This is a genomic window from Noviherbaspirillum saxi (assembly GCF_003591035.1).
Classification (GTDB): Bacteria; Pseudomonadota; Gammaproteobacteria; order Burkholderiales; family Burkholderiaceae_D; genus Noviherbaspirillum; species Noviherbaspirillum saxi.
Genome location: NZ_QYUO01000001.1, coordinates 2,743,036 through 2,762,070 on the forward strand (window position 1 = coordinate 2,743,036; position 19,035 = coordinate 2,762,070).

The 19,035-nt window shown below is 59.8% G+C and carries 23 protein-coding genes; 16 read left to right on the forward strand and 7 right to left on the reverse strand.

Going from position 1 to position 19,035, the window contains the following annotated elements:
- Window positions 1–43 precede the first annotated feature (43 nt).
- Window positions 44–1,243, reverse strand: coding sequence for a YbfB/YjiJ family MFS transporter (locus D3871_RS12945; protein WP_119769265.1), 1,200 nt, complete (start codon window positions 1,241–1,243; stop codon window positions 44–46).
- Between the two features lie 65 nt (window positions 1,244–1,308).
- On the opposite strand from D3871_RS12945, the gene D3871_RS12950 reads away from it, so the two are divergent.
- Entirely contained in the window at window positions 1,309–2,181 is an 873-nt protein-coding gene (locus D3871_RS12950; RefSeq protein WP_119769266.1) for a LysR family transcriptional regulator, read from the forward strand.
- 14 nt (window positions 2,182–2,195) lie between these two features.
- Here D3871_RS12950 and D3871_RS12955 read toward each other — a convergent pair whose 3' ends face one another.
- Window positions 2,196–2,522 (reverse strand): hypothetical protein, encoded by a 327-nt coding sequence (locus D3871_RS12955; RefSeq protein ID WP_119769267.1) that lies wholly within the window; start codon window positions 2,520–2,522, stop codon window positions 2,196–2,198.
- Window positions 2,523–2,640: 118 nt separating this feature from the next.
- On the opposite strand from D3871_RS12955, the gene D3871_RS12960 reads away from it, so the two are divergent.
- Both D3871_RS12960 and D3871_RS12965 read left to right on the forward strand, forming a co-directional pair.
- Window positions 2,641–4,350 (forward strand): ExeA family protein, encoded by a 1,710-nt coding sequence (locus D3871_RS12960; RefSeq protein WP_119769268.1) that lies wholly within the window; start codon window positions 2,641–2,643, stop codon window positions 4,348–4,350.
- Window positions 4,351–4,360: 10 nt separating this feature from the next.
- Complete coding sequence (locus D3871_RS12965) at window positions 4,361–4,993, forward strand: general secretion pathway protein GspB (protein ID WP_119769269.1); 633 nt, start codon at window positions 4,361–4,363, stop codon at window positions 4,991–4,993.
- On the opposite strand, the gene D3871_RS12970 is transcribed toward D3871_RS12965, so the two are convergent.
- Window positions 4,956–5,921, reverse strand: a complete 966-nt coding sequence (locus tag D3871_RS12970) for a LysR substrate-binding domain-containing protein (RefSeq protein ID WP_119769270.1) — start codon at window positions 5,919–5,921, stop codon at window positions 4,956–4,958. The genes D3871_RS12965 and D3871_RS12970 overlap by 38 nt on opposite strands.
- Window positions 5,922–6,086: 165 nt before the next feature.
- Between D3871_RS12970 and D3871_RS12975 the strand changes: the two genes are divergently transcribed.
- From D3871_RS12975 to D3871_RS12990, 4 genes are read left to right on the forward strand one after another with little or no spacing between them, the layout of a single operon-like run.
- Entirely contained in the window at window positions 6,087–6,920 is an 834-nt protein-coding gene (locus tag D3871_RS12975; RefSeq protein ID WP_119769271.1) for a transporter substrate-binding domain-containing protein, read from the forward strand.
- 15 nt (window positions 6,921–6,935) lie between these two features.
- On the forward strand, window positions 6,936–7,877 hold the full coding sequence (locus tag D3871_RS12980) for an amino acid ABC transporter permease (protein WP_199724765.1): 942 nt from the start codon (window positions 6,936–6,938) through the stop codon (window positions 7,875–7,877).
- 38 nt (window positions 7,878–7,915) lie between these two features.
- Window positions 7,916–8,722 (forward strand): gamma-glutamyl-gamma-aminobutyrate hydrolase family protein, encoded by an 807-nt coding sequence (locus D3871_RS12985; protein ID WP_119769272.1) that lies wholly within the window; start codon window positions 7,916–7,918, stop codon window positions 8,720–8,722.
- Window positions 8,719–9,459: an amino acid ABC transporter ATP-binding protein gene (locus tag D3871_RS12990; RefSeq protein WP_119769273.1), complete on the forward strand. Its 741-nt coding sequence runs from the start codon at window positions 8,719–8,721 to the stop codon at window positions 9,457–9,459. Before D3871_RS12985 ends, D3871_RS12990 begins: the two co-directional genes overlap by 4 nt.
- A 49-nt stretch (window positions 9,460–9,508) precedes the next feature.
- Here the strand turns inward: D3871_RS12990 and D3871_RS12995 are convergent, their stop codons facing one another.
- Window positions 9,509–10,399 carry a DMT family transporter gene (locus D3871_RS12995; RefSeq protein WP_119769274.1) on the reverse strand — a complete coding sequence of 297 codons (891 nt, stop codon included), beginning with the start codon at window positions 10,397–10,399 and terminating at the stop codon, window positions 9,509–9,511.
- A 206-nt stretch (window positions 10,400–10,605) separates the two neighbouring features.
- Between D3871_RS12995 and D3871_RS13000 the strand changes: the two genes are divergently transcribed.
- The gene (locus tag D3871_RS13000) at window positions 10,606–11,523 is read left to right on the forward strand and encodes a helix-turn-helix transcriptional regulator (protein ID WP_119769275.1); all 918 of its coding nucleotides are present in this window, start codon (window positions 10,606–10,608) and stop codon (window positions 11,521–11,523) included.
- A 19-nt stretch (window positions 11,524–11,542) separates the two neighbouring features.
- Here the strand turns inward: D3871_RS13000 and D3871_RS13005 are convergent, their stop codons facing one another.
- Entirely contained in the window at window positions 11,543–12,583 is a 1,041-nt protein-coding gene (locus D3871_RS13005; RefSeq protein ID WP_119769276.1) for an alpha/beta fold hydrolase, read from the reverse strand.
- 247 nt (window positions 12,584–12,830) lie between these two features.
- Between D3871_RS13005 and D3871_RS13010 the strand changes: the two genes are divergently transcribed.
- From D3871_RS13010 to D3871_RS13025, 4 genes are read left to right on the forward strand one after another with little or no spacing between them, the layout of a single operon-like run.
- Complete coding sequence (locus tag D3871_RS13010) at window positions 12,831–13,187, forward strand: MarR family winged helix-turn-helix transcriptional regulator (protein WP_119769277.1); 357 nt, start codon at window positions 12,831–12,833, stop codon at window positions 13,185–13,187.
- Between the two features lie 16 nt (window positions 13,188–13,203).
- Window positions 13,204–13,623 (forward strand): PaaI family thioesterase, encoded by a 420-nt coding sequence (locus tag D3871_RS13015; protein ID WP_119769278.1) that lies wholly within the window; start codon window positions 13,204–13,206, stop codon window positions 13,621–13,623.
- Between the two features lie 43 nt (window positions 13,624–13,666).
- A complete protein-coding gene (locus tag D3871_RS13020; RefSeq protein ID WP_119769279.1) occupies window positions 13,667–13,891 on the forward strand; it encodes a DUF1653 domain-containing protein in 225 nt (74 codons plus the stop codon).
- 37 nt (window positions 13,892–13,928) lie between these two features.
- Complete coding sequence (locus D3871_RS13025) at window positions 13,929–14,558, forward strand: alpha-ketoglutarate-dependent dioxygenase AlkB family protein (protein WP_119769280.1); 630 nt, start codon at window positions 13,929–13,931, stop codon at window positions 14,556–14,558.
- 54 nt (window positions 14,559–14,612) lie between these two features.
- Here D3871_RS13025 and D3871_RS13030 read toward each other — a convergent pair whose 3' ends face one another.
- A complete protein-coding gene (locus tag D3871_RS13030; protein ID WP_119769281.1) occupies window positions 14,613–14,870 on the reverse strand; it encodes a hypothetical protein in 258 nt (85 codons plus the stop codon).
- Between the two features lie 262 nt (window positions 14,871–15,132).
- Here D3871_RS13030 and D3871_RS13035 point away from each other — a divergent pair, with 262 nt between their 5' ends.
- The 4 genes from D3871_RS13035 to D3871_RS13050 all read left to right on the forward strand — a co-directional run bounded on the left by D3871_RS13035 (window position 15,133) and on the right by D3871_RS13050 (window position 18,116).
- A complete protein-coding gene (locus tag D3871_RS13035) occupies window positions 15,133–15,504 on the forward strand; it encodes a SirB2 family protein (RefSeq protein WP_119769282.1) in 372 nt (123 codons plus the stop codon).
- Window positions 15,505–15,556: 52 nt separating this feature from the next.
- The gene (locus D3871_RS13040; RefSeq protein WP_119769283.1) at window positions 15,557–16,597 is read left to right on the forward strand and encodes a D-hexose-6-phosphate mutarotase; all 1,041 of its coding nucleotides are present in this window, start codon (window positions 15,557–15,559) and stop codon (window positions 16,595–16,597) included.
- Window positions 16,598–16,685: 88 nt separating this feature from the next.
- Window positions 16,686–17,573, forward strand: coding sequence for an RNA polymerase sigma-70 factor (locus tag D3871_RS13045; RefSeq protein ID WP_119769284.1), 888 nt, complete (start codon window positions 16,686–16,688; stop codon window positions 17,571–17,573).
- 84 nt (window positions 17,574–17,657) lie between these two features.
- A complete protein-coding gene (locus tag D3871_RS13050; protein WP_119769285.1) occupies window positions 17,658–18,116 on the forward strand; it encodes a carboxymuconolactone decarboxylase family protein in 459 nt (152 codons plus the stop codon).
- Between the two features lie 39 nt (window positions 18,117–18,155).
- On the opposite strand, the gene hutC is transcribed toward D3871_RS13050, so the two are convergent.
- The gene (gene hutC / locus D3871_RS13055) at window positions 18,156–18,881 is read right to left on the reverse strand and encodes a histidine utilization repressor (protein ID WP_420799644.1); all 726 of its coding nucleotides are present in this window, start codon (window positions 18,879–18,881) and stop codon (window positions 18,156–18,158) included.
- Window positions 18,882–19,035 lie beyond the last annotated feature (154 nt).

The following is a 19,035-nucleotide window of genomic DNA, read 5'->3' on the forward strand; positions in this document are numbered from 1 at the left end:
GTTCCCCTGGTTGTTGATCGTTGAAGTTGCTGAATTCGTTGAATCAGGATTGCTGCGGTTTGTCGCGCATCGCCAGCAGAAAGGCGCTGCCGGCAATGAGTACCGCCGCGATTATCAGTCCGACCGAAAAATTGCCGGCGCCTGAAGTGCCGGCGCTGACCGTCAATGGGCCGACGATCTGGCCGGTCGCAAACGCCGAGGTCATCGCGGCCAGCAGCACCGTGGCATCGCGTCCGGCCACGCGTTTGGCTTCCTGCAAGGCAGCCAGCGTAATGACCATGAAGGTGCCGCCCACGCACAATGCCGCCGCGAAGATTGCCGCAATGCCGGAAGAAATCACCGGCAGCAGGATACCGGCCGCCATGATGAAGTGACTGATCATCCACAGCCGGCGATTGCCGATGCGCGCGACCAGCGCTGCCACCGTCAGCGTCGACAAGGCGGCGGCAAGGCCGAACACCGGCCACGACCAACCGAAGGCCACCGATCCCTGCAGCGCATTCTTTGCCATGACCGGCAGGAAGGTCGCCGGAATGATGTAGCCGAAGCCGAAAATCCCGTAGCAGGCCACCAACCGCAGTGCTTGCGCGTTCCAGGAATATCGGCCCGATGGTGTGCCATGGGCCTGCTGAGCCGGCACCACCGGTGTCTGTCGACGGAAAAAGCGCCAGATCAGCGCAGTGACGCCGACCGAGACGACGCCGAGCGTCATCCAGGCATGAGACGCCGCAGCGCCGCCTTGTATCAGCGCGATGCACAGCAAACCGGCGCTGGCGATGCCGGTGCCCACGCCCGCGAACACCAGACTATTGAGAAACGGCCGCCGGTATTTCGCCAGGGTTTCCATGCACCAAGCGGACACTGAAATCAGCACCCACGCACTCGCGATGCCCGCCGCCAGCCGCAACAGCAGCCAGCCCGCATACGGCAGAGGCAAGGCCATCGCTACGGTCGTGAGGCCAATGGCAGTCAGGCCGGCACGGATTGCTTTTTCGGGCGGCACACGTATCCACATCGCGCTGAGTGCGCCAAGCAGATAACCGAGATAGTTCGCCGATGCCAGCAAGCCGCCGGACGCGATGGAAAGACTGCCGTCCTGCAGCATCATCGGCAGTACCGGCGTGAAGGCGAAACGCCCTATGCCCATCGCGACGGCCAGTGCGGCAAGACCGGCGAAGGCCTTGGCCACACCGGTCGGAGCAGCGGTGGCGGCACAGCCGGAAACAGAGATCTTGTTCGACATGGCAGCAAGTCTACCTTGACCGAGACATCCTGAAAAATGAATAATAAAGAACGGAGGTTCTCAAAATGAGAAACATTGACCTTGAGTCGCTGCATATTTTCAAGACGGTCGTCGATTTTGGCGGGATCACCAAGGCGGCCAGCCAGCTTAACCGCGTGCAATCCAACATCACTACCCGGGTCAAGAATCTGGAAGACCGTCTGGGCGTCAAACTGTTTCAACGCCAGGGCGGCAAACTGGTGCTGTCGTCCGAAGGCAAGGTGCTGCTCGCCTATGCGGAACGCCTGCTGCGCCTGTCGTCCGAAGCCGAGACCGCGATCCGCAGCGGCACCCCGCGCGGGGTATTGCGCATCGGCACCATGGAAAGCACGGCCGCAGCACGCCTGCCGCCGCTGTTGTCGCGTTATCACCAGCAATATCCCGATGTGCAGATCGAACTGGTGACGGGCACTTCAGGCGCGCTGGTCGACAAGGTACGCCGTTTTGAAGTGGAAGCGGCCTTTGTCGCCGAACCCTTCGCCGCAACGGACCTGGAAATGATCGATGCTTTCGAGGAAGAACTGGTGTTGATCACGCCAAAGAATTCGCCCTCGATCAAGACACCGAAGGATTTGCAAAAACGTACGCTGATCGCGTTTTCCACCGGATGCTCGTACCGGCGCATTCTGGAAGACTGGCTGGGCATGTCATCCGTTGTCCCCGATCGCGTGCTGGAACTGGCGTCCTATCACGCCATCGTCGCCTGTGTTGCGGCCGGCTCGGGGATTGCCATTGTCCCGCGTTCGGTACTGGGCGCGGTGCGCGCGGAAGCGGAAGTCGAGGCGTTCGCCTTGCCGAAAAAAGTCGCCTGCGCAAAGACGAAGCTGGTGTGGCGCAGCGGGCATCATTCGGTTGCGCTCGATGCCTTGCGCGGGGAATTGCCGCCGAAGAAGCATTGAGGCGTGATCTTCGATCAGGCCTGCCATACCCCATAACCAGCTTCGCGCAAGCCGATGGCCAGCTCCACCTCCATGTCGCGCGCGCCGTCATAGGGCATGGGGTTATACATTTCGTAGAGCTGGGGCAGTAGTCGCAATCCATATTCCTGAACGAAGCGGTTCGCCTGCATGCCGGCCTTGTGCTTGTCGAAACGCACGTCGGGATTGAGTCCAGTCATGCCGACATAGACGCAGGGTTTGCCGCTCACGTAATCGGGATTGGATTTGCGAAAGCGCGCTTCGTACAGCACATCCTGCGACAGTTCGATGACATACACATGGTAGTGATAACGACGTCTCATGGCTAATTATCGACAAGCGCCGCATGCAGACAATACCCGGAAGAAATCTTGCGTTGTGTCAGCATGCCTATGGCGCAATGCATGCATGCTATCCTAGCAAGTCGCTTTCCGAAACCTCATGTACACAGAATTTTTCCGCCTGCACCAGGCCCCCTTTTCCATCTCTCCCGATCCGCGCTACCTGTTCATGAGCGAGCGCCACCGGGAAGCCTTGGCGCACCTGCTGTATGGCGTGGACAGCGGTGGCGGACTGGTGCTGCTGACCGGCGATATCGGCACCGGCAAGACCACGATCTGCCGCTGCTTCCTGGAGCAGGTGCCGGCCAACTGCAATGTCGCCTACATCTTCAATCCCAAGCTCAGCGTCAACGAGCTGCTGCAGGCGATCTGCGACGAGTTCCATATCACCTTGCCGGATGGACGGCAAACGGCGCCCAGCATCAAGGAATACATCGATGCGCTGAACGCTTACCTGCTGGCCGCGCATGCGAACGTCCGTAACAACGTGCTGATCATCGACGAGGCGCAGAACCTTTCGCCCGATGTGCTGGAACAATTGCGCCTGCTGACCAATCTGGAAACCAACGAGCGCAAGCTGCTGCAGATCATTCTGATCGGCCAGCCGGAGCTGCGCGAGATGTTGTCGCGACCCGAACTCGAACAACTGGCGCAACGCGTGATCGCCCACTACCACTTGACGGCGCTGTCGGAACAGGAGACCGCAAGCTATATCCAGCATCGTCTGGCGACTGCCGGCCTGAATTCGGCTTCGCCCTTCCAGCCATCGCTGACAAAACAGATTCACCGGCTCACCAAAGGCGTGCCGCGTCGCATCAACCTGCTGTGCGACCGCGCGATGCTAGGCGCGTATGCGCGCAATACACATGCGATCGACCGCAACATGATTGAAACCGCCGGTGCGGAACTGTTCATTAACCAGAGCAGGCAAGGCACAGGTACCGGGCCGCGGCCACGGCCACGGCCACGGCGGCGGGCGATGACAGCCGGCTTGCTGGCAGGCGCCGCATTGGCGGCCGGCATAGGCTATCTGCTATATGACCCGACGATCGTGCGAACGCTTGCCGCGTCACCCGTTTCCATGGCAACGCCGGAAGCCCCGCCTGCCGTTGCCGCACCCGCGCCTGCCGCACCCGCCGCCACGCCATCTGCTGCCCGGCCCGGCAGCGATGACACGCCATTGGCCAGCGCGCCGGCATTATTGTCCGAACAGGACGGCAGCGCGCTGGCCGGCCTGGGCAATGAAAACACGGCGATCGCACAACTTGCCGCACTATGGGGTCTGCCGCCGGCCGGCGGCAATCCCTGCGAAGCGGTCAGGCAATCCGATGTGCGCTGTTACTGGGGCAGCGGCGGCTTTGGCGAGATTCGCACCCTGGACCGCCCGGTTGCGATCAAGCTGCAAGACCAGAAGAAACGTATCGCGCATCTATTGCTGACACGGATAAGCGATACCGAAGCGACACTGCGCGCGGGCGAGTTGAGCCAGGACGTGAGCCTGGCCGTGCTGGCTCGGTACTTCCATGGCGAGTTCGTTACCTTGTGGCATACGCCGCCCGGATTCAGCGGCGCGGTCAAGCCCGGCGATTCCGGACCCCATGTCGACTGGCTGGCGCAGCAACTGTCGAAGCTGAACGGTATCGAAGCCCCGGCCGCCGGGGAAAAATACGGGCCGCATATGGTCAGGCAGGTAGGCCTGTTCCAGCAGGCGCATGGCTTGCATGTCGATGGCATCCTGGGGCCGGTGACCGCAATGCATATCAATCGCGCTGCAGGGGTGGAAGAGCCCCGCCTGCGCGACCGCAGATAAAAAGGCCCTGATGTCCTATATCCTCGAAGCATTGAAAAAAGCGGAATCCGAACGCAATGGCTCCGCGCACCGCACCGCTCCGCTACCGCCGCTCGCCGCGGCTTCGCACAATCACCCTGCCTGGCGCCGCGCCCTGCCCTGGGCTGCGGTTGCCGCGCTGACCGTCTCGCTGGCGGGTGCCGCATGGCTCACGGTAAACCGCAATGACGCCGGCAAGGCCACCGTCAAGCCTGCGCCGGTACAGCCAGGCCCGAGTCCTGCGCCGGAAACAGTTCCCCCGATCGCTGCAGTCCCCGCCCCCCCTGTGGCCGCGGAGCCGGAACAACCAAAAGAAAAACCGGCACCGAAAAAGCCCGCCGAGAAAAAACGCGCCGTCGCCGCGGAAGAACCGAAGGCGGCCAAGGCACCCGAGCCAGCAATCGGCACCTTGCAAGATCTGCCGGACACCATACGACGCGAAATCCCGCCACTGACCGTCGGCGGCTACATTTACTCCGGCAACAAGGCGGACCGTTCGGTGCTGATCAACAAGCGGCTCCTGCGCGAGGGCGACGAAGCCGCTCCCGGTCTCGTGCTCGAAAAGATGACGCCGTCCGGAATGGTCCTTAACTACAAGGGCTATCGCTATCGTCGCGGTTACTAGGCGAGGCCGAGGCGAGCCGCACCCACACGATCGACTCGGCCGCCTCATCCTGTATCCATTTGACGAAGTCGATGATCTTTCGGCTGCTTGCCATCCGTTTCTGAAACAGCACCAGGTAAGAATCCTCGCATGGCAGCGTGTGCGAAAACGGCCGCACCAGCTGGCCCTGCCGCAATGCATCGACCGCCAGCAGTTCGCGCATGATGCCGACGCCCTGATTGCCGATCGCGCTCCTGATCACCAGGTCGCCATTGTTAAAGCACGGCCCGGTCCGCGGCGCGGTATCGCCAAGATAGTGACGGAAAAAGCGCTGCCAGTGGTCGGTGTCTTCATGCCAAAGCAGCGTCGCCTGTGTCAGTTCGCGGATGTCGGCGCCGCATTTCCAGCGCTGTGCATAGGCAGGGCTGCACACCAGCACCAGCCGTTCATCCTTGAGCAAGGTTGCCGCGCCCAGATCGTCGTCGAGCCGCGCCCGATGCGGCGTCAGGCGCACTGCGAGATCGACCGTTTCGCGCGCGAGGTCGACGAAGCGGTTGGTCGCCGACAGTCGCAGATCAATCTCCGGATGCGTCTCCCCAAACAATGACAGACGTGCAACCAGCCAGGTCGCCGCAAACGATGGCGAGACGCTGACGCTCAACTGGTTCAACGCCACATTCTGGATTTCGGACGAAATGTTTTCGATCTCTGTGAGCAGCGCGCGCACGCGTGCATAGAAGTGATGGGTGGTTTCCGTCCATTCGAGCGTCCTGGTGGTGCGCGTAAACAACTCGACCGACCAGCGCTGCTCCAGTTCGCGAATGCGGTAGGTGACGGTCGGCTGCGAGCAGGCAAGCTCGGCCGCAGCGGCCGAAATCGAGCGCAACCGCGCAACGGCCTCGAAGGTTCGCAACTCGATAATGGTCGGGATGAACTGGCCGCGGAGCATCCGCAGATTATATATAGAATCAGTTAATAAATACGACAAGAAATTTGATTGGACTGACCGGATTTTGCGGTGTTAGCCTCTGGCGCAAGTGAACGCTCGCGACATTACATGCTTCGCCGGGAATGCCGCGCCCTTCAACCAATTCCAACGACCTGGAGACATTTCATGAAAAAAATTCAACACATTGCAGCAGGTGTACTGGCAACCGCCATGTTCGGACTGAGCGCTTCCTGCGCCGTCGCGGGAGAGACACTGAACACGGTGCTCAAGACCAAGGAACTCAAGGTCGCGACCAATTCCGACTATGCGCCGCAGGCATTCATGAACAAAAACAACCAGCTCGACGGCTTCGACGTCGACGTTGCCAAGGAAATCGCCACGCGTCTTGGCGCCAAGGCCAGCTTCGTCACGCCGGGCTGGGAAATCATGACCGCCGGCCGCTGGTCTGGCCGCTGGCACATGGTGGTCGGCTCGGTCACGCCAACCAAGAAGCGCGCCGAAGTGCTCGACTTCCCGGCCGTGTATTACTTCACCCCGGCGGTGTTCGCGGTGCACAAGGAGTCGAAGGCGCAGAAAGTATCGGATCTGAACGACAAGACCATCGGCGTGGTGTCGGCATCCACCTTCCAGGGCTATGTCGACCGCAAGCTGGTGATCGATGCAGTCGACACACCGAAGTTCGAATATCAGGTGACGACCAAGAAAGTGCGCGGCTATGGCGACGCCAACGAGCTGGTCGATCTGGCAATGGGTGACGGCGTGCGCCTCGACGCCGTGCTGCAGTCGCTGCCGACGATCAAGGCCGCGATCGACAAGGGCATGCCGCTGAAGATGCTCGACAAGCCGGTGTTCTATGAGCCACTCGCAATCGCCACCGACAAGGGCGACAAGGAATTCAATGACAAGGTCGCCGAAATCGTCGCCGCGATGAAAAAAGACGGCACGCTGAAGAAGCTGTCGGAAAAGTGGTACGGCATCGACTACACGACAGCGCAATAAGCAAGGCGACCTCCCGTGCAGATCATCCGTCATGACGGCGGACTGCGGCAGCCGAGCGTGGTTGCCGCATTCGCCCTTACCCTGCTGATCGCGGTGCTGGTGCCGCTTGAGCGAACCGCGCTGGGCACCGCATTGCAGTGGACCGACTGGCCGCGACTGGCAGCGGCGCTGCTGGTCGCCAGCGCCGCTGCACTTTATCTGTTTGTGCTGCTGCGCCTGCCGACGCGGCGGCAGATGCAGCTGGTGTGGCTTTCGCTATTGATCCTGTTCCTTGCGTTCTTTTATTCGTTCCAGCTAAACGCCGGTTTCATTATCGAAAAGCTGCCATTCCTGATCAGCGATGGCATGGTGACGACGCTGTATATTTCGGCCATGGCGATTGCGATCGCGTTCGTGCTGGCCATTGTCGGGGCACTTGCAAAGCTGTCGGGTAACGGCATCGCAATGGGAGTTGCCGCGTTTTACACCTCATACTTCCGCGGCATTCCGCTGCTGATGCAGCTGTTCCTGATCTATGTGGGCTTGCCGCAGATCGGCTTCGTGATCGATCCGATTCCGGCCGGCGTGATCGCGCTGTCGACCTGCTACGGCGCGTACATGACCGAGATTTTCCGTGCCGGCATCGAAAGCATTCCGCGCGGCCAATGGGAAGCGGCGGAAGCGCTGGGACTTTCCCGCGCAATGACCTTACGCAAGGTCATCATGCCGCAGGCAATGCGCGTGATCATTCCGCCGACCAGCAACCAGTTCATCGCGATGCTGAAGGATTCGTCACTGGTGTCGGTGGTCGGCGTATGGGACCTGATGTTCGTCGCCCGTGCGCAAGGCAGGGCGGATTTCCGCGTGCTCGAAATGCTGATCACCGCGTCGCTGATCTACTGGGCGCTGTCGATCGTGCTTGAACTCGCGCAAACCCGTATCGAACGACATTTCGCCGCATCGGATCGCAGCAGATAAACCACCAATCCAAACAATCATCAAAGCGATAAAACGATATGGATATCGGACTCAAGCACGCGCCTGCGTCGCGCAACCGGCCGGTCGTCGGCGTGCTGTCGAACGCCATCATGGATGGCACATTGCCGGCGCAATCGGTCGATCACAAATACCTCGATGCACTGATGCAGGTTGCCGATGTTGCGGTCGTGATCATCCCGGCGCTCAATCCGCACAGGCATCTGTCCGAAGACATCCTGCAATCGCTCGACGGCGTGATGCTGACCGGCGCGGTATCGAATGTGCACCCGCGGCATTTCGATCCGGACGCCGACGAACATCGCCATCTGCCGTTCGACCAGGAGCGCGATAACGCCGCGCTCGAACTGATCAGCCATGCGCTCGCGTATGACGTGCCTTTGCTGGCGATCTGCCGCGGCATGCAGGAATTGAATGTCAGCCGCGGCGGCACATTGACCCCGGACATCCATAGCGACGACAAGTTCTTCTGCCATGATGCATGGGACAAGAGCGACCCGCCGCATGTGCTGTATGCGCCATCGCATGCGGTCACCATTGCCGATGGCGGCATCCTCGGTGGCGTGCTCGGCGCCGGCACGCGCCAGGTGAATTCCCTGCATGTGCAGGCGATCGATCGTCTCGGCGATGGCCTGATGATCGAGGCAGTCGCGCAGGATGGTACGGTCGAGGCGGTCAGCATCCCGGACAAGCGCTTTGCGCTCGGCGTGCAATGGCATCCGGAATTCATGGCTTCCGACAATGACGTGTCGCGCCGGATCTTCCAGGCGTTCGGCGCAGCGGCACGCAGCTATCAGATGTTCAAGGCGATGGAGCCGACGCGATGAATCCCGGCGCGGCGATCGAGCTGGCGGGCGTCAGCAAATGGTTCAGTAATTTCCAGGTATTGACAGACGTCAGCCTGACCGTCGCGCGCGGCGAGCGCATCGTCGTCTGCGGGCCATCCGGCTCCGGCAAGTCGACGATGATCCGATGCATCAACCGGCTGGAACAACACCAGTCCGGCCGCATTATCGTTGACGGAACCGAACTGACCGGCGATATCGGCCGCATCGATACGGTACGACGCGAAGTCGGCATGGTGTTCCAGCAGTTCAACCTGTTTCCGCATTTGACCGTGCTGGAAAACTGCATGCTCGCGCCGGTCTTCGTCAAGGGTATCCCGCGCGGCGAAGCGGAGCACATCGCGATGCAGTACCTCCTGCGCGTGCGCATTCCCGAGCATGCGCACAAGTACCCGCGCGAACTGTCCGGCGGCCAGCAGCAGCGCGTCGCGATCGCCCGCGCATTGTGCATGATGCCGAAGATCATGCTGTTCGACGAGCCGACCTCGGCGCTCGATCCGGAAATGGTGAAGGAAGTGCTCGACACCATGCTGGCGCTGGCCGACGAAGGCATGACGATGATCTGCGTCACGCATGAAATGGGTTTCGCGCGGCAAGCAGCCGACCGCGTGGTATTCATGGACGGGGGCCGCATTGTCGAGATGAACACGCCGGCGGAATTCTTCGATCATCCGCAGCACGAACGCGCGCGGCACTTTCTCGGCCAGATACTGCATTGACGCGACGCCGAGCCTCGTGCAGCGCATTGAAGCCCGTGCCAGCAGGCTGCTAGGCGGCCGCGGGACGACGCTGCCGTACCGGCAGGAATGCCAACAGGTTGCCGCCCAGGACGCAAGCCAGTCCGGCAAACGCGAGCAGACTCCACTGATAGCCTTCGTAAAAGGTCGAGATCGTCAGCGCCACCACCGGGAACAGCACCGTGCAATACGCTGCCTTCTCGGGACCGAGCCGCCCGACCAGCAACAGGTAAGCGGTAAAACCGATCACCGATCCCGGAATCGCCAGATACAGCAGCGACCCGATATAGCGCGGGCTGGGGTCGATCACAAACGGCAGACCGAGCAGCAAGCCGATCACGGTCAGAATCGCCGCACCGAAAAACATGGCCCAGGTATTGGTCAGCCATGGTGTCAATCCCAACGACTGCATCTTGCTCGACAGCAGATTGCCGGTCGAGAAAAACAAGGTGCCGAGCAAGGCAAGTCCTAGTCCCTGCAGCATCGTCGCCTCGCCCCAATGTCCGCTCATCTGCGGCAAGAAAAGCATGACGATTCCCGTCAGACCGAGCAGCGCACCGACGATGACTTGCGGCTGGATGGTGCGGCCCAGAAAGAGTCGCCCATTGATTGAATTCCATAGTGGCGCGGTAGAAAACACGACCGCCACCAGACCGCTGGGCACCCATTGGCTGGCATAGTAAAAACAGAGGAAGTTACAGCAGAACAGCGCCGCGCCCTGCGCCAGCAGATAACGCCATGCCGCACGCGGCGGTCGCACCGGCTTGCGCAGAACGGCCAGGATCAATAGCAGCACAACTGCCGCAATCCAGAACCGGAAAGCGATCGACACCGGCGCAGGAACGACACCAAGCTGCCACTTGATGGCAATCCAGGTCGAGCCCCAGATCAGCACGGTCAGTACGTAAAGAAAGGAATTCATGGCAATGCCCCTTGATAGCTTGCAGTCAGCATGAGGCAGGCAAGCAGCGTGGACTTGTCTGAAATTGCTGCATTTCGACGCGAACAAAAACGGCGTCCGGGGTTGCCAAAACAACCAGCGTTCCACTTGTCGATTCTTGCGCTTATTGTCGTGTGCGTCATGGGCAAAAACACGCGCTCGTCGGGGAGGTGTTACAGTGAGCCGATATGCACGCTTCCTCCAACATCCCTGCCGACCTACCACCTGATTCAGGCGGCATCACCCATGCGGTGTTTAATACGCTGCGGGGAACCAATGCCGAACTGGAACGTTTTGCCTGGCTCGGCGACGATCTGGCCGTAGCGATCTGGACGCGCGAAACCGATGAAGAGGAAACCGCCTATATTCGGCCGGGCCATCACACGCTGTCGTATTACCTCGGCGGCGGCTACCGTACCGAACGCAATGAATTGCCCGGCGTTTTCGGCAGTCCCGGACGGCTGTGCACGCTGCCCGACGAACACGAATCGCGCTGGCTGGTGCGCGACAGGCTGCGCTTTTTGCATGTCTATTTTCTGCCCGAGCATTTCACCCGGCGCGCGGTGGTGGAACTCGACCGAGAACCGCGCGAACTCACGCTCGCCGACCGTACCTATTTCGAACACGCGCACATCGCGCAACTGTGCGCGGGCCTTGAAAAAATGTCGTGGCAAGGCCCGGATGCGCTGCTGCGCGTCAATGAAACCACGCATGAAGCGCTCAGTCATCTGTTGCACTCACAGGGTGCACTGCGACGCGATCCGGTATTGAAAGGCGGTCTCGCTCCCGCGATTCGGCGGCGTATGGCCGACTATATCGAGGCAAGTCTCGACCAGCAGATCACGCTTGGCATGCTCGCAGCGATTGCCTGCATGTCGGAATATCATCTCGCACGCATGTTTCGCATTTCATTCGGCATGCCGCCATATGCATGGATCGCGGCGCGCCGCATCGACCGCGCGCGCGAGCTTCTCAAAACTTCGACGCTACCGCTGCAGCACATCGCCGATGCCTGCGGCTACGCCGACCTCAGCCACTTCAGCCATCGTTTTCGCGACAGTGTCGGCGCATCGCCGCGCCAGTTTCGCAGCGCATTCCGGGATTAAAGACTACCGTTGCAACGGCCTAATTCAGCTGTGCCGGCGCGGGGAATACATGCGTCCCCTGCCCGCGCAACTCTGCACCGACGGCCGTGGCCGCCTGGTCGATTGCCGCCATGACTTCCTCGGGCGCGAGATGATGCACCATATGCCCGGCCTCGGTCGTGATATGCAGCGTGCTGTGCGGCAGTTCGCCATGCAACTGTTCGGATTGGCCATGGGTATCGACATGGCGGTCGCTATCGCCTGCCATGATGACAACCGGCATGGTCAGCTCATGATAACGATCGCGCAGCGAATACGCGGCTGGAATCATGAGCACGGCTTCGGCGGCACTCGCGCGCAGTTGCGACGGACGCAGCGCCATCCATACCGGGTAATCGGCCTTGAAACGCTCCGGCACCGGCGCCGGACCGAAAATCCGGTGCAGCATTATTGCCGGCCAGATCGCGCGGCCAAGCAAAGGCGATATGGTGAATCGCATCAGGTCGCCGATGACGGGTATGGCTGGCGGCGATGCCAGCGGGACATCCATGCGCGCGGTCGGATAGTAATAACCCGACAGCAATACCAGCCCCTTCACATAGTCGGGCTGCTCCAGCGCCAGTGACAAGGCGACCAGCGTGCCCCAGGAATGACCGACGATGACGGGATTCTCAATGCCCAGTTGCAGTAATGCGCGATGCAGCAGGCGCGCCTGGGCTTGCGGTGTCCAGAGAGTGGTGCGCGGTCTTTCGCTGTATCCATAGCCCGGGCGGTCGAAGGTAATGACACGATAATTTTTCGACGCGAGGTCGATCAGACCGCTGGTTTCGAAATCCTGAATCATGCTGCCGTTGCCGTGCAATAGCACGACCGGCTGTCCCTGCCCGCGATCGACATAATGCAGGCGCACGCCATCGATCTGCAAAAATTCTCCTATCGGCGGATTTTCCAGCTCTGCCTGTCGAGTGCGCTGCCGGACGAAAAATGCAGACGCCGCGAGTGCGGCAGCACCGGCGATCAGCCAGGTATTGCGGCGTCCGGTCGACGGCGCACCGATTGTATGCTGGATGGAATGATGCATTCTTGTTACTCCCGACATATTGGCAAACCGATTGGAAGTGCCGCCATAGCCTGAAGTTCAATGCCATTTCGTCTATCTGCACAAGCTCTGGTGTTCCGCATGCCGCGCAAGCCCCGGTTTGACATTAGATGTACATGCATATATATTCTTTTCATTCATTTTTTTACTGACCCGATCATCCGTGGAACCCCTGCGTCTGCCCTGCTATTGCGGCTCTATCCGACAGGCGTCACGCGTCGTGACGCAAATGTATGACCAGGCACTCAAGCCTTCCGGCTTGAAGATCACGCAGTTCGGCATCCTGCGCGTGCTTACCGCATTTCCCGGAGCGACCACCGGCGCAATGGCGGAACGGATGGCGATGGACAGCACCACGCTGACCCGCACGCTGAAGATCATTCACGACAGCGGCTGGATCGAGGTAACGCCGGGCGAAGACCGCCGTGAGCGTCACTGGCGCGTTACCAAGGCGGGCGAGGAAAAGCTCAAGCAGGCCGTGCCGCTATGGAAGCATGTACAAAAGGAATTTGCGCAAATGGTCAGCGACGTCGACATGGACGCACTGACGCGCACCGTATTTCAACTAGTGAAGAAAGCGGCATAGCCGCGATGGAGGTTGCATGGAGTCGTCGAAAAATCTCACGCATTTCAACAAGATAGGCGAAGGTTATCTTCCCGGTTTGCTGGGTATCGAAGTCACCGAGGTCGGGCAGGGTTTCCTGCATGCCGAACTGACGGTGCAGCGCTCGCATCTTGCGCCGAATGGCTATCTGCATGCAGGCAGCGTAGTGACGCTGGCTGATACCGCATGCGGCTATGCCTGCGTCGCCCATCTGCCTGAAGGTGCGCAAAACTTTACCACCATCGAACTCAAGAGCAATTTCCTTGGCACTGCGCGCGAAGGCGTGATCGACTGCGAAGCAAAGGCTGTGCATCTCGGCCGCAATACCCAGGTCTGGGATGCGCTGGTGCGTCATCGCGACACCGGCAAGCTGATGGCAACTTTCCGTTGCACGCAAATGGTGTTGTGGCCCAAGTAGGCCGCTGCACGTTCCTATTTTTCGACACGGAAACGATATCGACATGGCTGTGCCCGCACTGACTCCCGGCATTTACGAGCATTACAAAGGCAAGAAATATTTCGTGCTCGGCCTGTCGCGCAATACGGAAACCAATGAAGTCTGCGTCGTGTACCGCCCCTTGTACGAGACCGACTGGCCGCAACTGGTACACCGTAATGCCGAGATGTTTTTCGAGCAGGTGACGGTAGACGGAAAAACCATGCCGCGCTTCCGCCTGCTCGGCTGAACGCCGGGTATCCTGCGGGCGCAGTCCCCGATGCATCATGAACGACAGCTTTTCACTGTTTGACGACGCGCCGGCGCTCGAACCGATTCCTATGGTCGATGCGGATGTGAGGTTTATGCATGGGTTCTATCGCACGCCGCAATCGCAAGCCTTGATGCAAGCGCTGCTTGCAGAAACGCCATGGCGGCAGGAAAGCATTGTGTTGTGGGAAAAGGAATATCTGCAACCGCGCCTGTCTGCCTGGTATGGCGACGCGGGCAGCGTGTACGCCTATTCCGGAAAACGCTTTCATCCGTTGCCCTGGACAGATACGCTGCTGGCCATCAAGCATGATGTTGAAGCTGCAACGTCACAGCGGTTCAACAGTGTGCTGTTAAACCTGTATCGCGATGAAAACGATGGCGTCGGATGGCATAGCGACGCCGAGCAGGAACTCGGACGCTTGCCGGTGATCGCCTCGCTCAGCCTCGGGGAAACACGGACATTCCGCCTTCGTCACAGGACGCGCAAGGACATCACACCGGTGTCGATCGAACTGACCGACGGCAGCCTGCTGCTGATGGCAGGCGAGACGCAAAGAAAATGGCAGCATACGATCACAAAAGAACGCATGCCGCGAGAGGCGAGAATCAACCTGACTTTCCGGACGATTCTCGTTCCCGCTTAGGCGCCCTGCATAACCGTTGCAGTTATGCGACGCCGATGTACAGCAATGGCTCGCTTAGTCGCGATCGACGCTGGCCAATGCGCGCAGTTCTTGCGCCAGGCTCGGCTGGATCGAATCGTAGCCGCCTGCAAGGCGATAGAGTTCTGCGACGGAGCCGACATCGCGCTTGGATTTTGCAGCAGGTGCAGCCTTGACGCCCGGCGTGACGGCGAGCAGCGCAGCAAGAAACGCGCGCGCGGCGCGGCCAAGGTTTTCGGTGTAGCTCAGGCCAGCGGAAGTATGCGCGGACGAAGTATAGGTTGCGGTAGACATGATCTGTTCCTCTCAATAGTGTCTAAGTACGGTACTAGTGTAGGTAGGGACCAGATATAAATCCAATTGACAGTTCGGATATCTGACATTTTTATAGTGAATATCTGATTCTCTGTTCGGCATACCATAAGACCGCATTTTCAAAGCGGCAATGCTTCTGTGAATACCAGTCATGTGGATCGCGAACAAGCATTGTTAAAATGTCAGCCGCGGCCCATTCATACTGCCGTCGCCCTCTCCCATTCACTTACTTCTTCATTTCATGAGCTATCTCGCCGTCAAGCACTTTCACATGACTTTCGTCGCCTTGAGCGGCATTCTTTTCCTGATTCGCGGCTTGCTGATGCTGGCCGATTCACCGGCGCTGCAAAAACGCGTATTGAAAATCGCACCGGATGTGGTCGATTCGCTGCTGCTGGCCAGCGCGATCACCATGGTGGTATGGAGTGCGCAATATCCTTTCGTGCAGAACTGGCTGACCGCAAAGGTCATCGCGCTCGTCGCCTATATCATCCTCGGCACCGTCGCGCTCAAGACCGGAAAGACCAAGGCGATTCGCGTTACCGCATTTATCACGGCCTTGCTGATTTTTGCGTACATCGTGAAAGTCGCGCTGACGCGGCAAGTTTTCTAAAGTGTGCATCGACTACAGGCAGCACTGAACACCTCGACTTATCAAGGCAAGCATGCTTACTCTCTACGAATACACGCAGCAGCCGCGCTTCTGGGTCGCGCGGGATGAACATGGCTACTGGCTGGTGCCGGCGCGCGACAATGGGTGGCAGGAACGCAGCCCTTTCGTCGGCCATGTGACCGCGCTGCGCGAAGTCGCTGACCTCGGCGGCATCGATCTCGGCATTCCGGCAGACGGCTTCACTGAAACCTTGCAGCAATTGCCCGGACTGTCGCTGTCCAACGAACTCGGCGAACAGGCATTCGTCACTGCCCAAGGCGCCCAGGTCGTCTCCTGGAAAACGGCCGACGGCAAGGAACGCATGTACCTGTCCGCCGCCACCGGCGGCATGACAGCGTCCGACATGAGCGTGCCTGCAGCCGCGATACGCGCCGGCATTCCAGTCTGCTTCCCGCAGTTTTCGGATCGCGGAACCATCGTCAAGCATGGCTTTGTGCGCAATATGCCGTGGACGCTGGCGGAAGGGCGAACGCCGGCAGCGGTGACCATGTTCATCGACGACGATGCGATGACGCGCGCGATCTGGCCGCATGCCTTCCATGCGGAAGTCGGCGTGACGCTGGAACCCGGCCGCCTGATCGTGTCGCTATCCGCGCTCAACCGCAGCGACCAGCCATGGCAATTTACCGCGGCGCTGCATACCTACCTGCGGGTGGACGATGTGCGCCAGGCCAGCCTGGAAGGTTTGCAGCAGGTGCGCTATCAGGACGCGACCGCAGCCAATGTCGTGGTGCTCCAGGAAGATCCGGCGGTGAGGATAGGCGCGGAACTGGACCGGGTTTATATGTCGCCACCCAAAAAGCTCATGCTGCTTGAAAACGGCGTGCCGTCGCTCCAGATCGAGCAGGAAGGCTTTGCAGACACGGTGGTCTGGAATCCGGGACCGCTCAAGGCGGCCGCGCTGAGCGATTTTCCAGACGAGGGCTGGCTCCATATGTTGTGCGTGGAAGCGGCTTGCGTGATCGAACCAGTGGTATTGCAGCCTGGACAAGGCTGGACCGGTCGGCAACTTCTGAGCGTGCCGGTCGCCTGAGTTAGCGTAGTGCTGTCACACACCGGGCTGCTGAAACGTCTGGCGAGAGATGACTCGATTTCTCGCCATTCAACAAAAGGAGCATTCAATGCAGCAACGCACCCGGGATTTCACTGACTGCCGACCCAAACTCTTCGGCATCGCCTACCGCATGCTGGGCTCGCGCACCGACACCGAAGACGTATTGCAGGATGCCTATCTGCGCTGGCATGCGGCTGACGTATCGGAGATCCGCAGCGGCGAAGCATGGCTGGTCACGATCGTCACCCGTCTTTGCCTGGACCGGTTGCGCCACGCAAAGATCGAACGGGAAGCGTATATCGGCCCCTGGCTGCCCGAGCCGCTCGTCACGGCCGAACCGCAGACGCCGGAAGCGGCGGCAGAACTTGCCAGCGACGTCTCGGTCGCGTTCATGCTGGTGCTTGAACGACTGTCCCCGGAAGAACGTGCGGTATTCCTGTTGCATCAGGTATTCGACCTCGACTATCCCGATATTGCCGAGATGTTGGGAAAAACGCAGCCGGCCTGCCGCCAGATCGTGCATCGTGCGCGCGAGCGGGTGCAGCAGGAAAGACGCCGATTTGTCGTCAGCAAGGATGTGCACCTGCGCCTGCTCGACCGCTTCATGGCGGCCGCGAAATCCGGCGATCGCGCGCAATTGAGCGCGCTGTTTGCCGACGACGCCACGCTGACTGCCGATGCCGGCGGCAAGGCCGTATCGGTTACCAATATTCTGCATGGTGCCGATCGCATTGCGCGGCTGTTTCACGTGGTGGCGCGCCGTGCCGGACCGCACATGGCATTCCGTCATGCGACGATCAACGGCGAACCGGGATTGCTGCGTTTCATCGACGGGCAGCTCGACTCGGCGATGTCCTTCATGACCGATGGCAATCGCATCACCGCGTTGTTCACGGTGCGCAATCCGGACAAACTCAAAGCGATTCCAGCGGAGCTGCAACTTGTGAGTGACTAACGCCTTGAGCCTTGTCACAAAACAGAAGGCTGCACCGTCTAGTGGTTGAAGCATTTCATTACCACTAGAAGAAAGGACCGCAGCATGTCAAGCATTCGCCTTCCCTACCAAACGCTTTCTCCCGAGGCCTACCGCGCGTTCGCTGGGGTCAACGCGGCACTCGAGCAGTCACCCCTTGGCAAGCCACTGATTGACCTGGTGTTCCTGCGCATATCGCAAATCAACGGCTGCGCCTATTGCGTGGACATGCATGCACGCGACCTGATACGGCAGGGAGAAGATTTTCAGCGGATCAATAGCCTGGTCACGTGGCGCGAAACCACTTTTTACAGCGCACGCGAACGTGCCGTCCTGGCATGGACCGAAGCGGTGACGCTGATCGCCGACAGTCACATGCCGGATGCGCTGTTTGAAGCGCTCAGTTCGGAATTCTCCGAGCGCGAAATTGCGGATCTGGGTTTTGCGATTGCAGTCATGAACGGCTGGAACCGGATGGCGATCAGTTTCCGGCAGCCGGTGAAGAAAGTCGCATTGCATGCCTGAATACCAGCCGCAATAGCGGTCACAACACAAATACCGTGCTCAAAAACTCCCGGCAAACTGATAACGGCTGCCCGGATGCCACATCGTCACAACCGAAGCCACCTGCCCTTTCGACAGCGTACGGCGCTTGAGCACCAGGCAAGGCTCTTTCTGTATCTGCAGCATGTCGGCGATATCGCGCGGCGCGAGCAAGGCTTCGATACTGTAATTGACGCCTTGCAGCGGCGCGGCCGCCATTAGATATTCATTCGGCGTGATCGCTGAGAAATCCTGGTGCATGTAATCCGGCGCGACCTCCGGATTGACCCAGCGGTCTTCGACCTGGATCGGTACCTCGTTCTCGAAATGCACGATCACCGAGTGAAACAGCGGATGACCCACCTTCACTTCGAATGGCGGCGCCATATGGTCGGATGCCTTGCTGCGTTCCAGCAGATGCAGTTCGCTGCGATGCACATGGCCGCGCATGCGCACTTCATCGGCGATGCTCCGGATGGCCACCAGTGTCGACTGGTACTTCTGTTGTGCCACATACGTCCCCGATCCCTGGATGCGGCTAAGAACTTGCTCGTCGGTCAATGCCCGCACGGCCCGGTTGACCGTCATCCGGGAGACGCCGAACTGCTTGGCGAGCGCTTGCTCGGACGGGATTGCATCGCCTTCCTTCCAGTGTCCGGCATGAATTTCCGATAGCAAATAATTCTTGATATGCAGGAATGCCGGTATCCGTTCCGCTTCGCCGCCCTCGTCTGCTTCCACTCGCAAATTCTTCTCCTGATGCCGCTCAACACAATGCGCCCGATTCTATGGTTTTAATTTGTATTGTCAACTCACTTTTTTGTTGCGCAAGTTGTCTATACAACTTACACTTTATTCCGCGGCTCCATCCGGCACCTGGTGCGGATGGCTGTAACAGCTT

Excerpts from the sequence above, each read along its gene's own strand:
- D3871_RS12945 (WP_119769265.1), bottom strand. The coding sequence starts at position 1,243 with ATGTCGAACAAGATCTCTGTTTCCGGCTGTGCCGCCACCGCTGCTCCG.
- D3871_RS12950 (WP_119769266.1), top strand. The coding sequence starts at position 1,309 with ATGAGAAACATTGACCTTGAGTCGCTGCATATTTTCAAGACGGTCGTC.
- D3871_RS12955 (WP_119769267.1), bottom strand. The coding sequence starts at position 2,522 with ATGAGACGTCGTTATCACTACCATGTGTATGTCATCGAACTGTCGCAG.
- D3871_RS12960 (WP_119769268.1), top strand. The coding sequence starts at position 2,641 with ATGTACACAGAATTTTTCCGCCTGCACCAGGCCCCCTTTTCCATCTCT.
- D3871_RS12965 (WP_119769269.1), top strand. The coding sequence starts at position 4,361 with ATGTCCTATATCCTCGAAGCATTGAAAAAAGCGGAATCCGAACGCAAT.
- D3871_RS12970 (WP_119769270.1), bottom strand. The coding sequence starts at position 5,921 with ATGCTCCGCGGCCAGTTCATCCCGACCATTATCGAGTTGCGAACCTTC.
- D3871_RS12975 (WP_119769271.1), top strand. The coding sequence starts at position 6,087 with ATGAAAAAAATTCAACACATTGCAGCAGGTGTACTGGCAACCGCCATG.
- D3871_RS12985 (WP_119769272.1), top strand. The coding sequence starts at position 7,916 with ATGGATATCGGACTCAAGCACGCGCCTGCGTCGCGCAACCGGCCGGTC.
- D3871_RS12990 (WP_119769273.1), top strand. The coding sequence starts at position 8,719 with ATGAATCCCGGCGCGGCGATCGAGCTGGCGGGCGTCAGCAAATGGTTC.
- D3871_RS12995 (WP_119769274.1), bottom strand. The coding sequence starts at position 10,399 with ATGAATTCCTTTCTTTACGTACTGACCGTGCTGATCTGGGGCTCGACC.
- D3871_RS13000 (WP_119769275.1), top strand. The coding sequence starts at position 10,606 with ATGCACGCTTCCTCCAACATCCCTGCCGACCTACCACCTGATTCAGGC.
- D3871_RS13005 (WP_119769276.1), bottom strand. The coding sequence starts at position 12,583 with ATGCATCATTCCATCCAGCATACAATCGGTGCGCCGTCGACCGGACGC.
- D3871_RS13010 (WP_119769277.1), top strand. The coding sequence starts at position 12,831 with ATGTATGACCAGGCACTCAAGCCTTCCGGCTTGAAGATCACGCAGTTC.
- D3871_RS13015 (WP_119769278.1), top strand. The coding sequence starts at position 13,204 with ATGGAGTCGTCGAAAAATCTCACGCATTTCAACAAGATAGGCGAAGGT.
- D3871_RS13020 (WP_119769279.1), top strand. The coding sequence starts at position 13,667 with ATGGCTGTGCCCGCACTGACTCCCGGCATTTACGAGCATTACAAAGGC.
- D3871_RS13025 (WP_119769280.1), top strand. The coding sequence starts at position 13,929 with ATGAACGACAGCTTTTCACTGTTTGACGACGCGCCGGCGCTCGAACCG.
- D3871_RS13030 (WP_119769281.1), bottom strand. The coding sequence starts at position 14,870 with ATGTCTACCGCAACCTATACTTCGTCCGCGCATACTTCCGCTGGCCTG.
- D3871_RS13035 (WP_119769282.1), top strand. The coding sequence starts at position 15,133 with ATGAGCTATCTCGCCGTCAAGCACTTTCACATGACTTTCGTCGCCTTG.
- D3871_RS13040 (WP_119769283.1), top strand. The coding sequence starts at position 15,557 with ATGCTTACTCTCTACGAATACACGCAGCAGCCGCGCTTCTGGGTCGCG.
- D3871_RS13045 (WP_119769284.1), top strand. The coding sequence starts at position 16,686 with ATGCAGCAACGCACCCGGGATTTCACTGACTGCCGACCCAAACTCTTC.
- D3871_RS13050 (WP_119769285.1), top strand. The coding sequence starts at position 17,658 with ATGTCAAGCATTCGCCTTCCCTACCAAACGCTTTCTCCCGAGGCCTAC.